We start from the raw sequence: 14,386 nt of genomic DNA on the forward strand, positions 1-14,386 counted from the left end.
CGGCCTCACCCCGCACCCCAGCACCCCGCACCCGCGCCGCCGCTTCCGCGGCCTCGCCCTGACCGCCGCTCTCGTCCTGGCGACGGCCGGACTCGCCGGCTGCGTCAGCGCGGCCGGCTCGACCACCAGCGCCGACGGGACCACGACCGTGACCATCGGCGTCGGCGGCAACATCTTCGACGTGCCGGTCAAGTTCGCCGACGCCGAGGGCTATTTCGCCAAGCAGGGCATCAAGGTCAAGTACGTGACCCTGACCTCGTCGACCGGCATCGCGGCCCTTCAATCCGGCTCCGTCCAGTTCCTGACGGCGAGCCCGCTGGACATGGTCTCCGCGGTGAGCAAGCAGCTGCCGATCGAGGCCGTCTCGGTGATCGGCAGCGGAAATCCGCTCGGCCTGGTGGTCAGCAAGAAGTTCGCCGCCGCGCACAACCTGAGCTCCTCGAGCCCGGCGGCGACGGTGGCCGCCGCGCTCGCCGGCTCGACGGCCGGATACAGCTCCTCCAACACGAAGGCTGAGGCCGGGATCTACCTCAAGGCCTACGGCGTGGATCCGGGCACGGTGAACTGGATCGAGCTGCCGAGCCCCTCCGCCGACAAGACCGCGCTGAACACCGGCCAGATCGACTGGTTCGTCACCTCAGAGCCGATCCCGCTGGAGATCCAGAACTCCGGCGACGGCGTCGTCGTCGCCGATCCGCTGAAGGTCCCGGCCTGGTCCGCCGCGGACGCGGGGTACGGCCTGTTCACCGCCGTCACGAAGAGCTACGCGTCGAGCGACCCGGCCGTCGTCAAGAAGGTCGTCGCCGCCATCCAGCAGGCGACCGCGTACATGAGCGCGCACGCCGGCGACGGCGCAGTCCTCAAGGTCGCAGCCAGCACGCTGCCCGGCACCCCGAACGCCGTGCTCGGCAGCAGTCTGCGGCAGGTCGTCTGGCCGGCGGACGCCTCGATGAGCCAGAGCGACTGGAACAAGACGCTCGCGTTCCTCGACAGCCTGGGCGCCATCTCCAGCGGCGCGAAGATCACCAGTGACAACTGGACCAACCAATTCGTCGCCTGATGCGGACGGCGACGCCCGGAAAGGAGCGCACACCATGGCGATCATGACCGAGAAGGCAGCGAACGGCATCGGAGCACCGGCGCCGGCCGGCCGCGTCCGGGCCCGGCTGCGAAGCAGGGGAGTGCTGGTCATCGGCCTGCGCGTGCTGGCGATCGCGGCCGTCATCGGCTTCTGGCAGCTCGCCAGCGGCAGGCTGGTGCCCGACTACGCGATCAGCAGGCCGACCGAGGTCGTCACCGCGCTCCGCGACTACCTCGGCTCGAGCGCTGGCTGGCTCGACATCCAAACCACCGCCGAGGAGATCGTGCTCGGCTTCGCCCTCGGCGTCGCGCTGGGCGTCGTGATGGGCCTCGTGCTCGGCACCTTCCGGCTCGCCGGCCAGGTCCTCGAACCGCTCGTCGCGGCCGTCAACGGCATCCCGAAGATCGCGCTCGCACCGCTGTTCCTGCTGTTCTTCGGCATCGGCGAGTGGTCGAAGATCGCCATCGCGACCACCGGCGTGTCCTTCGTCGTGTTCTACAACATCTATCTCGGTCTGCGGCTGCGCGAGCGCGAGCTCGTCGAGATCGTCCAGGTGATGGGCGGCCGGCCGCACCACGTGCTGAGCTACGTGACGATCCCGACCCTCGCCGCGCCCTTCTTCGCCGCGCTCAAGACCGGCGGCCCGCTCGCCATCCTCGGCGTCATCGGCGGCGAGTTCATCGCCAGCTCCCAGGGCGTGGGCCACGAACTGTTCACCGCCGCCGAGAACCTCGACGCGGCCTCCGAATTCGCCGGCCTGATCGTGCTCGTCGCCCTGACGCTGATCCTCAACAGCATGCTGACCTGGCTCGACAACTTCGCACTCAAGCACCTCGGCCTGGCCGCGCGCGGCCGCCGGGCCTGAAAGGGGCTCTTCCCACGATGACCGTCATTCCACCCGGAACCTCGCGGCGGCGAGTGCTCCGATCCGCTGCCGCGGCGGCCGCAGTCCCATTGCTGACCAACCTCCCGACTGCCGCCGCGGCCGCATCGCCGGCCGGGACCTCGGCCTCGGGGCAGACCGTGCCTCGCGAACTCGTCTACGTCGGAGCGTGGCAGGGCACGCAGGTGTTCGCCGCCTGGTTCGACCCGGCGCACGGCACGCTCGACCCCGTCGGCGCCGTCGCCGACATCACTTCCAACTGGACGACCACGCATCCGACCCTCCCCGTCCTCTACGTCGCAGGCGCCGATCTCGCCGGAAGCGTCACTCCGTACACGATCGACGCCGCGACCGGCGCGCTCACACCCCACGGCGCAGCTGTCGGCACCGCCCCGTCGAACACGGCGGGCGGCGGCCTCGCCTTCATCACCGTCGATCAGCCCTCGAACACGCTCCTCGTCGCCAACTTCGCGGCCGGCCTCGCCGCCGCGATCCCCATCGAGCGCGACGGCACGCTCGCCGCGCTCGCATCCAGCGTCCAGGACACCGGCTCCGGCCCGAACCCGCGCCAGACCGGGCCGCACGCGCACGACACCGTCGTCTCCCCGGACGGACGCTACGTCCTCATTCCCGACTTCGGTGCCGACCGCGTCTTCATTCGCCGCTTCGACCGGAAGAGGCACGAACTCTCGGCCGACGGCGTCCCCGGCGACGGCTACTACGCCACAGCCGCCGGATCGGGCCCCCGACGCATCGTGTTCCACCCCGGCGGCCACACCGCTTACCTGGTCAACGAACTCGCCGCCGACATCCAGACCCTCGCCTGGGACCCGACCGGGGCCACTCTGACCCTGCGTCAAGACCTGTCCACCGACAGTGCGGCCTTCACCGGCACCAAGAGCGCCGCCGAACTCGCCATCAACCGCGACGGCCGCTTCGTCTACGTCTCCAACCGCGGCGAGAACACCCTGCTCGTCTACGCCGCGGACCCGGCAACCGGGCTTCTCACCCTTATCCAACGCACCGCCCCCGGAGGCACCAGTCCGTGGAGCTTCGCCTTGCACTCCAGCGGCCGCTGGCTCCTCGTCGCCAACCTCGTGAGCGACACCGTCAACGTCTTCAGCGTCGACCAATCCGTCGGCACCGTCACCGACACCGGAGCCTCGGTCTCGATCCCGAGCCCTGACTGCATCACGTTCGCAGCCGTCCGCACCTGATCGGAGAAACGGCGAAGGGCGCGGCTCCGACAGGAGCCGCGCCCTTATCAGCCCTCTAGGCGAGGCCTAGTACGCGAATGTTCAGTAAGCAGTTGTCTGGGACTCGAGGTACCGCTTCAGGAACGCGTACTTCGCGGCGCTGTCGGCGGCGCCGACGGGGTCGAATTCGACACCGAGTTCCATGGAGAGCGGGCGGTTGGTCCGCAGTTCGGGCCAGGTCGGCAGGGAGCGGGAGTGGCCGGCCGGGGCGTTGGGGTTGCCGGTGGCGGCGAAGTTCGCGACGTAGGACGACATCGTGTCGGCGACGGCGTAGTCCCTGGCGGTCCAGGGCCGGTCGGTGCCGGAGAGGCCTCCGAAGATGTAGTAGAGGTCTGAGCCGTGGTACGCGCCGAGTTCCGCGGCGTCCTGACCGGGGGTGATCGGGTTGCTGGTGTCGGTACCGGGCGGGACCTGGGTCCACCAGTAGTTGTAGATCGGGCTGGTGTTGCGGGCCGCGAGCCGGAACTGGGTGCCCCACAGGAAGGTGGAGACGCGCTCCTCGTCGTCGCAGTACCTGCAGTACTGCGCGGCGGCTTCGGCGTCGGTAGTTGCGGGGTAGAGCGCGAGGAACGCGGCGGCCTGGTCGCCGAAGGTGGTGGCGGCGAAGCTCTCGTAGTCGGCGACGGTCATGGTGAGGGTGGGCGAGGCGCCGTTCTCGTCCTTGCTGTTGCCGGTGAAGACAGGCACGTCGATCTCGTGTCCGGGCTGCATGGCCTCGGTGTAGGTCATCGGCAGCACGTAGCCGTCGAGGACGTTGCCGAAGCTGGTGCCCTCGCTCGGGGCGTCCGCGGCGAAGACCTTGGCGACGATCTCTTCGGCGGTGAACGCCCGCAGTTCGGCGAGGGAGGAGGCGCCCATCAGGGAGGCGAACGCGGTGCCGTTGGCTTCGGCGTCGGCCAGCGAGGAGTAGCCGCCGGCGACGTGGCCGAGCGAGGGGTCCTTCGTGTACTGCACGCCGGACGAGAGCAGGGCGCGATGGAACAGGCCGCGGGCCAGTCGCGAGATCATCAGGATGTTGGTGAACGAGGAGCCGTGCGACCAGCCCGCCAGGGTGACGCGGTCCGGGTCGCCGCCGAACGCGGCGATGTTGCGGTGCACCCATTCGAGTGCTGCGACGCTGTCGAGCACGCCCCAGTTGCCCGAGGCGTGGTGGCCGGATTCGGCGCTCAGCTCGGGGTAGGCGAGGTCGCCGAACGGTCCGACGCGGTGGTTGAAGGTGACCACGACGACGCCCTTGCTCGCGAGAGTCGAGCCGTCGTAGATCGGCTGGCCCGACCACATCGCGGAGTTGCGGCCGCCGTAGATCCAGACGAACACCGGCCGGAGCTCGTCGGACTTCGTCGCGCGCCAGATGTTGAGGTTCAGGCAGTCCTCGCTGAGCGGCGGAACCTGGTCGGCCGGGATGCCGTCGACCGGCTGCGGGCAGGCCGGCCCCCAGGTGTCGGCAGCGCGCACGCCGGACCAGGACGGGGCCGGCTGCGGAGCGCGCCAGCGGTTCGGGCCGGCGGTGGATGCGGCGTACGGGATGCCCTTGTAGACGGTCACGCCGTCGACGGCCGCCGGGATGCCGGTGACCAGGCCGGACTCGGTGCGCAACGGCCGGTCCGATCCGCCGGACGCGGTGGACGACCGGGGCGCGGAGGAAGCAGCGGCCGAGGCCGTTCCCGGCGCGAGGGCGTCGAAGAGCACGGCGCCCGCCGCGAGTCCGGCGGCGCCGCCGAGCAGGCCGCGTCGGCCGACGGCGGGTCCGGGGACCCCGGCGCCGCGTTCCGTGGAGGTGTCGGAGGGGGTTGATTCGTTTCGCAAGCTCACTCGAGTCTCCCTGGGGCATGGAGGGATGGACGTTTCGCGCGCACGACGCTGTGCCCGGTCCCGCCTGCGAATGGGTAAGAGGGTTTATTGAGGTGATGCGTGCCGGAGCGGCGCGGTCAGCTCTCCGCGTCGCTCAGCAGGTCGCCGAGTCTGGCGGCGACGATCTCGGCGGTGCCCCGGGCGTAGCGCGAGTTCATCGCCTCATAGGTGCACCGGTCGTAGCTGTCCTGGTCGGCCATGTACTTGGCCCCGCCGTTGACCATCGTCGCGACCCAGGTCACCGGCGCGGTCGAGGCGGCCTTGAGCGCGAGCCCGGTCCGTACGCCGAGTTCGGCCTGCAGCCCGGCGATCGCGAGGTCGCCGATGCGCAGCAGGGTGACGGCGGCGTGGGTGCGGCCGTCTGCGCGGTACGGATAGGCGCGGGTCGGCCGGAGCGCGGCCAGCCCCGGCGGCGGGGTCTGCGCGTCGACTTCGATGTGCTCGCTGACGACGCTGAGCGGGCTGGTGAGGTCGGCGGTGGCGATGGATTCGGCGGTGCGGTGCGCCTCCTGCGCCAGCCGTGACCCGAGGGCCGCGAGCAGCACGCGGGCTCCCGCCGGGTCGCTGGTCGTCAGGTACGGCGCCTGATCGCCTGCCGCGCCGGGGAGGAAGAGCGCTACAACGCCGTCATCGCCATATCGCGCCTCGATCTCGCGGCAGGCCGCTCCCGCCAGGTCCGCGCTGATCTCGCGCTGCGCGGTGTGGGCTGCCGGGGACTGCATGACAGAGGACTGCACGGCGTAGTTGAGGACGAGCGCGAGCGGATGCCCGCGCTCGTCGTCTACGCGCAGTACGGAGACGGCGTGGTCGCTCGGACCGCCGTCGTCGGAACCGAGCCACCAGCCGTGCGCGGTGGGCACGTCCCGGTTGACGTTTACCCGGCACACGCCTTCGCCGACGCCCAGCCGCGCAGGCCGTAGGCCGGCGACCGCGTCACCGGCCGCGTGCAGCACCGCGTCGTCGACGGCCTGGCTGATCAGCTCGTTGCGCGCGGCGTCCACGCCGGTCAGCCGCCCCGGCGGGAAGATGTGCGGGGCCGAGAAGGTGTGGCTGGCCACGGCGAGGCAGTGCTCGAACGCCGCGCCGGTGCTCTCGTGGAGCAGGCCGAGCAGCCGCGCCAACTGGTCCTCGAAGATCGAGGTCTGATCGACCACGGCCAGTGCCACCCGCGTCGTGCCGTCGTCGAGGACCAGCACGCGCGCCGAGAGCGGATCGTGCACGGTGTGGAAGCCCTCGAACGGCAGCGCCTCGGCCGGGATGGCGATCTGCGCGCGGCCGGCTCCGGCGCTCAGGACCGTGGTGCGCGGCGGGCCGTCGGCCGACGCGGCGGAGACTTCGGCGGCCGAGGCGGCGGCGGTCGCGGTCGTGCACGTACTCATGGATTGCTCGCTTCGAGTAGCGCGAGGATGCCGTCGACGATGGCGCTCTCGGCGTGGCCGCGCACGACGGGGCAGCCGCGCACGGAGTGCACCGGGCGGTCGAAGCGCGCGTCGTCCGCGATGTAGCCGATGCGGTCGTTGGCGATCGAGACCAGGAGCGTGTGCGCGAGCGGGGACGCCGCGCGCAGCCGTTCGCCGATCTCGGTGACGACCTCGCCGGAGACGCCCGCGAGCGCGACGTCGCCGAACCGCAACAGCGACAGGCGGAGCGGCACGGTCTCAGTGTCCTGCTGGCGCATGGTCTCCATGACGTTCTCGCCTGGCTTGCAGGGCAGTTCGATCGTGAGCTGCCCCGCCCTGATCCGGGCGGCGGGCGAGGTACGGGAGATCCCCTCCGCGACCCGTACCGCCTCGGCGCCGATCATCAGCCCCTGCGCCTCCATCGCGCGGTACGCGCGCGCGGCCTGCCTATCGTCCGGCGCGGCCCCGAACGGAAGGCCGAGGTCGATGCGTGGGGCCTGGTCGCCGATGGTCCCGGGCGTCCAGAGGCAGACGGCTTCGTCGTCGAAGTACTCTTCGACGTGACGGCACGCGACTCCGGCGAGATCCGCGCTCAGTTCGCCCGTTCCGAGCACCACAGTCGGGTGCACCGCGTAGTTGACGAGGATTGCGATCGGCCGGCCGTCGAGGCCGTCGAAGCGCACGACCCGCACGGCCTTGTCCGAGGGCCCGTCCTGGTCGAAGCCCAGGATCCACCGCCCGTCCGCGAAGACCTCGCGGTTGACGTTCACGTCGGCGATCCCGGTTCCGACCCCGATCGTGGCCGGCCGCCGGGCCGCGCGCGCGGATCGCAGCGCGTCGAGCATCGCCTCGTAGATCGTCTCGGTGTATTCGAGCGACTCCTTCGAACCCGCGTGCGCCAGCGCTCCCGGGCTGACGTCGCCGATGCGCGGGGCGCTGTGCGTGTGCGTCGCTGTGATGACGATGTGGTCGGACGGGATGCCGAGTTCGTCCTCGATGCGTCGTCGGACGTCGGTCATGTCGCCGGCTTCGACGAGGTCGAGGCTGATCAGGGCGATCTCGGCGGCGCCGTCGTCGGCGACCAGGGCGCGCAGGTGGATCGGGTCGTGCACGCGCTCGAAGGGCCGTCCCATCGGGTGCAGGCCGCTGAGATCGCTTGGTGTGATGTCCGACTTCGCCGCGCCGACGCGTAGCCGGGCCGGTTCGGTGGGGGTGGGCAAGGCGGTCTCCTGTGTGCTGGAGGTACGTGGTGCCGGATGTTCTCGGTGCGGGCCGGGCAGGCGCGCGCCGTCAGGCGGCCGCCGCGTGGGCCGGGCCGGGGAACGGGGGAGTGGCGCCGTCCGGCAGGTCCACCTCGAAGGCGTTGAGCAGCATGGCGAGGGCGGTGAACGTGCCGAGGCAGCCGACCAGGTCGACCGTCGCCTGCTCGCCGAAGCACTCCAGGGCCTCCTCGAACAGGCCGTCGTCCACGGCGTGGTTCCGCAGCAGTTGCCGTGCGAAGCGGTGCACCAATCGCTCGTCGTGTCGCGGGAAGCCGGGGTCCTCGCCGCGGGCGAGCCGGTCGAGCGCCGCGCCGTCGATGCCGCAGTCCCGAGCCTTTCCGACATGCGCGTGCCAGGAGTGCTGCGCCTCGAAAGCGCGTGCCGCCTCCAGGAGCGCCAGCTCGCGCAGCCGCAGCGGCAGCGCGGAGTCGGCGATGCAGTACGAGCTCAGCGCGCGCATCCGCGAGCCGAGCTCGGGGCTGCGCAGCAGGACCTGGAAGGGGCCCTGGGCCGGCGCCGCGGCTTCGAGGGGTTTCAGTCGCACGTTCGCTCCTGACTTCAGCGGGGTGGATTCACGGGGCCGACGGTTCTCCAGCATGTGGGGATTCGCCGAAGAAAGGAAATGGAGTTTCCCGATGTCGACTATCTGGGATCCCTATGAGGTGCCAAGGCACGTCTTCGGTCCATCCATGCTGGCCTTGACCTGCATGAACGATATTCCGGCGGGTTCGCCGAATGTGTGCACGAATAAATTGCACGGATGGAATCTTGCATCGCCCGCGCCCGGGTGGCACGGTCGTCCATGCCCGGGTGTCCGCCGACGCACCCGCTGAGCGACTTTCCTGTTCGCAACCTCCGTGCCCCAGGCCGACGCTGCCTCCTGCCGCTTCCGCGCGGGCCTGCCGTTGCCATCCACAGATTGATCGAGGAGCTGAGCTGACAATGACGTCCATCTCGAAGAACCGCCGCAGACGCGGCGCACTCGCCGCCGGAGCTCTCGCGACCGTGCTGGCGGCGACCGCCGCGTGTTCAAACAGCATGGGAGCCGCCGGAAGCAGTGGCGGCGGCACCGCCGACTCGTCGCTGTTCGGCGGGCCCGCGGTCACCGGCGTGACGCTGACCGTCTGGCACAACACGGCCGACCCGCAGGCGCTCCTGGACCTCTACAAGGCGTACGAGAAGGAGTCGGGCAACACGATCCAGCTCGTCGACATCCCGGCGAGCACGTTCCCGACCACCGTGCAGACCAAGTGGGCCACCGGCGCCCGGCCCGACATCCTCGAATGGCACGGCAACCGCACCGACCTGCTCTCGCTCAACGGCTCGCAGACGATGGTCGACCTGTCGAGCATGTCCTTCGTCGCCAAGGAAGGGCAGCTCGCGACGCTCTCCGGCAGCCTCGACGGCAAGACGTACGCCGCGACCATCGGCATGCCGACCGTCTTCGGGCTCTTCTACAACAAGTCCGTGCTCGCGAAGGCCGGGCTGTCGGTGCCGAAGTCGTACGCCGACCTGGCGGCCGACTGCACGGTGCTCAAGGCCAAGGACCCCGGCGTGATCCCGCTCTACGAGGCGGGCGCCTCCGGCTGGCCGCAGCAGGTGCTCTCCTCGTTCGACTACGTGGCCCAGTACAACACCGGCGACAGCTACGCCTCCTCGATCCTCTCCGGCAAGACGAAGCTCAACGACCCGAACGGCCCGATCGTCAAGGGCCTCGAGGCATACGAGTCGCTCAAGGCCGCCGGCTGCTTCAACTCCGACGCCACCACCGGCACCTGGGAGACCTCGCTGAAGTACGTGCTCTCCGGCAAGGCGGCGATGGTCGCGAACGGATCGGACAGCGTTCCGATGCTGGACGCGGACGCCGACGGCGACACCGCGACCGTGGACGCGGCGGTCGGGTTCACCGGCGTGTCGGCGACCTCTTCCGTCGCCGGATACGCGCCGAGCCCGCTCGGCACCTACTACGTGCCGAAGACCGGGAATACCACCAAGGAGCGCGCGGCGATCCAGTTCATCGAGTACGTCACCGGCGCGGGCTACGGCTCGTACATCCAGCAGGCGGGCACCATTCCGACGCTCTCCGGCACGGCCACGCCGAAGATGCAGGGCCTCATGCAGGAGATCGACACCGCGTATCGGAACGGCGCCACCCTCACCTGGAACTCCCAGATCCCCGGCTCCGGCAACTTCGGCCCCGAGTCCGGCAAGCTGCTGGCCGGTCAGGAGACGCCGCAGGCGGTCGCCGACAAGATCGAGGCCTACTACACGCAAGCCTCCGCCGCCGCCGGCGACTGACCTGATTCGGATCGCACCATGCCCTCACTGACGTCCCCCGCCCGCGCACCGCGCCCCGCGCGCGGTGCCCGCCGCGGCGGCCCCGTCGGCGACGCCGCGCTCCCCGCCCCGGGGAGCGCGGCACCGGTCCGCCGCCGTGGCCGCACGGTCTTCCGCTACGCCTTCGCCCTGCCCTCGATCCTGCTCGTCCTGCTGTTCTTCGCGATCCCGTTCATCGCCAACGGGCTGTTCGCCTTCACCCGGTGGACCGGCTACAGCTCGGTGATCACATGGGACGGACTCTCGAACTTCCGCCTGCTCCAGCAGCTCGGCGTGCTCAGCCACGCCACCGAGGTGACCGCGATCTACGCGGTGACCTCGATGCTCGTGCAGAACGTCGTCGGCCTCGCCCTCGCACTCGCGATGCAGCGCACCACCCGGGGCAACAGCGTCTTCCGTTCGCTGTTCTTCATCCCGGTCCTGATATCCCCGTTGGCCGCCGGCTACATCTGGAGCGCCGCGCTCGCCACGAACGGCCCCGTCAACGCCGTGATCTCAGTGTTCGTGCCCGGCGGCTTCCACTACGCCTGGCTCGGCCACAACCTGTCCGCGCTCATCTGCGTCGCGTGCGTGGACGCGTGGAAGTGGACCGGACTGGTCACGCTCGTCTACATCGCGGGCCTGAACCGGATTCCGGAGCGGATCAGCGAGGCCGCGCTCCTCGACGGCGCCGGACCCTGGCGGCGCCTGCGCTCCGTCACCTTCCCGCTCCTCGCCCCCGCGCTCACCTTCAACGTGGTCATCACGCTCGTCGGCGCATTCAGCGCCCTGGACGTCGTGTTCTCCACCACCGGAGGCGGGCCGGGCGACGCGACCGCCGTGCTCAACGTCGCCCTCTACAACGAGTACGGCCAGAGCTTCTTCGGCATGGCCAGCTCGCTCGGCTTCGTGATCACGCTCCTGGTCGTGCTCACCGCCGTCCCGCTGATCACCTGGCTGCGTCGACGAGAGGTGCAGATGTGAACGCGCGGCCCGAGAAACGCCCCTGGCTGCGGTACGGACTGCTCGGCCTGTTCGCCGTGCCGTGGATCGGCATCCCGCTGTGGATGCTGCTGGTCAACTCGTTCAAGACGCAGGGCGACGCGAGCGTGCTCTCGCTCGGCCTCCCGTCGCATTGGAACCTCGTCGGCAACTACCGGACCGTGATAGATCAGGGTTCGTACTTCACCGGCCTCGGCAACAGCCTGCTGATCGCGATCCCCACGATCCTCGCCGTGCTGCTGCTCGGCTCGATGGCCGCCTGGTCCTACGCGCGCTCGCGGTCCCGGTCGCTGCGCGTCGCGTACTACTGCACGACGCTCTCGATCGTGCTGCCCCCGGCCATCATCCCGACCGTGTACGTGCTCACCCAGCTCGGCCTCAACGGCTCCCGGCTCGGCTACATGCTCACCATCGCCGGCACCCGGCTCGGCGTCGTCGTCTTCCTCGCCACCGGCTTCATCCGCACCCTGCCGGTCGACTTCGAGGAGGCCGCCGCGCTCGACGGCGCCGGAAAGTGGCAGATCTACCGGCGGATGATCCTGCCGCTGCTGGCGCCGGTCCTGGTCACGGCTTCCGTCATGCTGATCATCTCGGTGTGGAACGACTTCTTCTTCGCGCTGTTCCTGCTGCCGAACACGAACGAGTCCACGCTGCCGCTCACCCTCTACCAGTTCGCCTCGACCTCGACCCACGGCGTCGCCTGGAACCTCGTGTTCGCGCACGTCGTGCTCTCGAGCCTGCCGCTGCTGATCGCGTACGTGTTCCTGCAGCGGCGGGTGCTCTCCGGCCTCACCGAGGGCGGCGTGACCGGCTGACGTCCGCCCGGCCGGCTAGGCGGTGGCGGCGAGCGCGGTGCGCAGCTCGCCGCGCAGCCAGCGGATTCCGGGGTCCGCGCTGCGACTGGGATGCCACAGCACCGACTCGGTGAACGTGGCCCGGTCGTAGCCCGGGACCTCGCGGATGGTGAACGCGCCGGACCGCGAGGCCCGCTGCGCGACCCGGCGCGGCAGCAGCGCGACCATGTCGGTGTCCTGCAGCAGCCACGGCAGGTTCGCCCACTCGTCCGTCAGCATCGCCACGCGCGCCCGCATCCCGAGCCCGTCGAGGAGCTTGTGCGCGATCGTCGGCGAGCCCGAGCGCCGTGTCACGCCGACGTGCGTGAGTTCGGAGAGCCGCTCGGCGGTGAGCTCCCCATCCGCGGCCGCCGGGTTGGCCGAGTCGAGCAGGCAGACGAAGTCGTCGCTGAACAGCTTCTCGCTCTCCGCCGGAACGCTGAAGCTCAGCGGCGCGATCACCAGGTCGGCCTCCAGCAGGTCCCGCTCGCCGAAACCGTCCTTCAGCGCGCAGAACTGCACGGACAGCGTCGGCGACGCGCCGGCCAGGCGCGTGCTCAGCGGCCGCCCGATCACGCCGGTCGCGTAGCCCGAGCAGGAGATCACGAAGCGCCGCTCGCTGGTCGCCGGGTCGAACCCCGCGCGCGTGCGGAAGACGCTCTCGGCGGCCGTGAGGACCTCCGTCACCAGCGGCAGCAGCCGATGTCCCAGCGGAGTCAGCTCGTAGCCGCCGGTCCCGCGCACGATCAGCTCGTCGTCGAAGTACCGCCGCAGCCTGGCCAGGTACGCGCTCATCGTCGGCTGGCTCATGTGGCACCGCTCGGCGGCCCGGGTGACGTGCCGGACCTCGAGCAGCGCATGCAGCGGCATGAGCGCGTTCATATCAAGTCCGCTGATGTCCACGCGCACCTCCGGCGAAGATCCTAGCCCCGCCGCGCGCATCGGCCATCGCCGCGCGCTCCGAGCAGGTCCCCCCGCAGCTGTCATCACGATTCGCGGCAATCAAAGCGTTCGTCCGATGCGTCCGAGATCGGAGTAGAAAGAGTGGCACCCCGGAGCCGCGACGGCTCTGAACGACGGCGGCGAGGCGGCAATGGACAACGGCGCGCGGCAACGGCAGACCTACGAAGACGTCGTGCGGCACCGGGAGGCTCCGTTCGTCGTGCAGCGCCCGCCGCTGTTCTCGCCCGCGGCCGCCGCGCAGGACGAGGCGAATCCGCGCGGGGCGTTCGGCCATTTCGCGCAGATCATGCTGCCGTTGGAGTACACGGGTTGGGTCGATGAGTGCCGCGCGCACACGAGCACCTGCTACCTCGGCGACTGGACGTCGCTGAACAAGATTCTCGTGCGCGGTCCGCAGGCGCTGGAGTTCCTGTCCTGGCTCGGGATGAACGACCTCACGCGCTTCGCGCTCGGGCAGGTCAAGCACCACGTCCAGCTCGACGGGAACGGGTGGATCGCGTCCGAGGGCGTGCTGTGCCGCCTCGGCGAGGAGGAGTTCCTCTACACGGCGGGCAGCGGCGACTGGCTGGTCTGGCAGTTCTCCCAGGACCGGTGGGACGCCGAGGTCGAGGACGTGAGCCCGGATCGGTTCATCTTCGGGGTCCAGGGTCCCGCGTCCCTGTTCGCGCTCGAGAAGGCGGTCGGCGCCGGCCTGCGCGACATCGCGTTCAACCGCAGCCGCGAGGCGGAGATCGAGGGCATGCCGGTTCGGGTCCTGCGGACCGGGATCTCCGGCGAGCTCGGCTACGAGGTGCACGGCCGCTCCGCCGATGCGAACGAGGTCTGGTCCGCGATCGCCGACGCCGGCGCGGAATTCGGCATCCGGCGCTTGGGCCTGCGCTCCCAGCCGGTCCAGCACATCGAGGCCGGAATCGCCACCAACGGCCTCGACTACCTGCCCTCCGCGATCCTGACCCCGGGCGCACCCCGGCAGTTCCGGCGCGGCGAGATCGGCGGGAGCTTCGCGCCCACCGCGGTCAGCGACTACTTCCGCAAGCCGTCCGAGCTCGGCTGGGGCCGACGCGGCGCGACCGCTTCGCACGAGTTCCTCGGCCGCGACGCCGTGGTCGCCGACTCGGCGGAGGGGGGCGGCCGAAAGCTCATGGGCCTCGTCTGGAACGTCGAGGACGTGGCATCCGTGCTCACCTCCGTCCTCGGAGAGGCCGAGATCCCGGACCAGATGGAGCTGCCGCGCCAACCCGGCCCGAGCTTCGACCAGGTGCTCGCGGCCGGAAGACCGGTCGGCGTCTCGTCGGGACGCACGCTCAGCGCGGGCCTGCGCTCGATGATCTCGTTGTGCGTCATCGACGCCGAGCATGCCGCCGCGGGCACCGCCGTGACCGTGCTGTGGGGCCGCCCGGGAACGCCGCAGCGCGAGATCCGCGCGACGGTCACGGAGCTCCCGTTCAAGCCCGATCACCGCCGCCTCGACGTCGGGAACCTCTCGGCCGGCTAGCCCCGGCTTTCTACGCAGAACCTACGCAAGTTGCCGAGTTCGCC

12 protein-coding genes are annotated in these 14,386 nt (G+C 70.4%); 7 read left to right on the forward strand and 5 right to left on the reverse strand.

The window, feature by feature from the left end:
* The 3 genes from KDK95_RS11630 to KDK95_RS11640 all read left to right on the forward strand — a co-directional run.
* Window positions 1–1,060: ABC transporter substrate-binding protein (locus tag KDK95_RS11630; protein WP_306466484.1), on the forward strand; the 1,060-nt coding region annotated here is incomplete at its 5' end.
* Window positions 1,061–1,094: 34 nt separating this feature from the next.
* Complete coding sequence (locus KDK95_RS11635) at window positions 1,095–1,946, forward strand: ABC transporter permease (RefSeq protein ID WP_212518107.1); 852 nt, start codon at window positions 1,095–1,097, stop codon at window positions 1,944–1,946.
* A 158-nt stretch (window positions 1,947–2,104) separates the two neighbouring features.
* Window positions 2,105–3,181, forward strand: coding sequence for a lactonase family protein (locus KDK95_RS11640; protein ID WP_307844316.1), 1,077 nt, complete (start codon window positions 2,105–2,107; stop codon window positions 3,179–3,181).
* An 81-nt stretch (window positions 3,182–3,262) separates the two neighbouring features.
* Here the strand turns inward: KDK95_RS11640 and KDK95_RS11645 are convergent, their stop codons facing one another.
* From KDK95_RS11645 to KDK95_RS11660, 4 genes are all read right to left on the reverse strand, one after another.
* On the reverse strand, window positions 3,263–5,032 hold the full coding sequence (locus tag KDK95_RS11645; protein WP_212518109.1) for a carboxylesterase/lipase family protein: 1,770 nt from the start codon (window positions 5,030–5,032) through the stop codon (window positions 3,263–3,265).
* Between the two features lie 116 nt (window positions 5,033–5,148).
* Window positions 5,149–6,450 (reverse strand): hypothetical protein, encoded by a 1,302-nt coding sequence (locus KDK95_RS11650; RefSeq protein ID WP_212518110.1) that lies wholly within the window; start codon window positions 6,448–6,450, stop codon window positions 5,149–5,151.
* Window positions 6,447–7,691, reverse strand: coding sequence for a neutral/alkaline non-lysosomal ceramidase N-terminal domain-containing protein (locus tag KDK95_RS11655; protein WP_212518111.1), 1,245 nt, complete (start codon window positions 7,689–7,691; stop codon window positions 6,447–6,449). The genes KDK95_RS11650 and KDK95_RS11655 overlap by 4 nt, the downstream gene beginning before the upstream one ends.
* 70 nt (window positions 7,692–7,761) lie before the next feature.
* A complete protein-coding gene (locus KDK95_RS11660) occupies window positions 7,762–8,277 on the reverse strand; it encodes a carboxymuconolactone decarboxylase family protein (protein ID WP_212518112.1) in 516 nt (171 codons plus the stop codon).
* A 398-nt stretch (window positions 8,278–8,675) separates the two neighbouring features.
* Between KDK95_RS11660 and KDK95_RS11665 the strand changes: the two genes are divergently transcribed.
* The 3 genes from KDK95_RS11665 to KDK95_RS11675 are packed head-to-tail and all read left to right on the forward strand — an operon-like array spanning window position 8,676 to window position 11,866.
* On the forward strand, window positions 8,676–10,031 hold the full coding sequence (locus KDK95_RS11665) for an ABC transporter substrate-binding protein (protein ID WP_212518113.1): 1,356 nt from the start codon (window positions 8,676–8,678) through the stop codon (window positions 10,029–10,031).
* Between the two features lie 18 nt (window positions 10,032–10,049).
* Complete coding sequence (locus KDK95_RS11670) at window positions 10,050–11,033, forward strand: carbohydrate ABC transporter permease (RefSeq protein ID WP_212518114.1); 984 nt, start codon at window positions 10,050–10,052, stop codon at window positions 11,031–11,033.
* Window positions 11,030–11,866, forward strand: a complete 837-nt coding sequence (locus tag KDK95_RS11675; RefSeq protein ID WP_212518115.1) for a carbohydrate ABC transporter permease — start codon at window positions 11,030–11,032, stop codon at window positions 11,864–11,866. Before KDK95_RS11670 ends, KDK95_RS11675 begins: the two co-directional genes overlap by 4 nt.
* A gap of 15 nt (window positions 11,867–11,881) precedes the next feature.
* On the opposite strand, the gene KDK95_RS11680 is transcribed toward KDK95_RS11675, so the two are convergent.
* Complete coding sequence (locus tag KDK95_RS11680; protein WP_212518116.1) at window positions 11,882–12,793, reverse strand: LysR family transcriptional regulator; 912 nt, start codon at window positions 12,791–12,793, stop codon at window positions 11,882–11,884.
* 184 nt (window positions 12,794–12,977) lie between these two features.
* Here KDK95_RS11680 and KDK95_RS11685 point away from each other — a divergent pair, with 184 nt between their 5' ends.
* The gene (locus tag KDK95_RS11685; RefSeq protein ID WP_212518117.1) at window positions 12,978–14,342 is read left to right on the forward strand and encodes a hypothetical protein; all 1,365 of its coding nucleotides are present in this window, start codon (window positions 12,978–12,980) and stop codon (window positions 14,340–14,342) included.
* The last annotated feature ends 44 nt before the right edge of the window (window positions 14,343–14,386 follow it).

Source organism: Actinospica acidithermotolerans, from assembly GCF_018139625.1.
GTDB classification, from domain to species: domain Bacteria; phylum Actinomycetota; class Actinomycetes; order Streptomycetales; family Catenulisporaceae; genus Actinospica; species Actinospica acidithermotolerans.

Excerpts from the sequence above, each read along its gene's own strand:
- KDK95_RS11665 (WP_212518113.1), top strand. The coding sequence starts at position 8,676 with ATGACGTCCATCTCGAAGAACCGCCGCAGACGCGGCGCACTCGCCGCC.
- KDK95_RS11685 (WP_212518117.1), top strand. The coding sequence starts at position 12,978 with ATGGACAACGGCGCGCGGCAACGGCAGACCTACGAAGACGTCGTGCGG.
- KDK95_RS11650 (WP_212518110.1), bottom strand. The coding sequence starts at position 6,450 with ATGAGTACGTGCACGACCGCGACCGCCGCCGCCTCGGCCGCCGAAGTC.
- KDK95_RS11635 (WP_212518107.1), top strand. The coding sequence starts at position 1,095 with ATGGCGATCATGACCGAGAAGGCAGCGAACGGCATCGGAGCACCGGCG.
- KDK95_RS11670 (WP_212518114.1), top strand. The coding sequence starts at position 10,050 with ATGCCCTCACTGACGTCCCCCGCCCGCGCACCGCGCCCCGCGCGCGGT.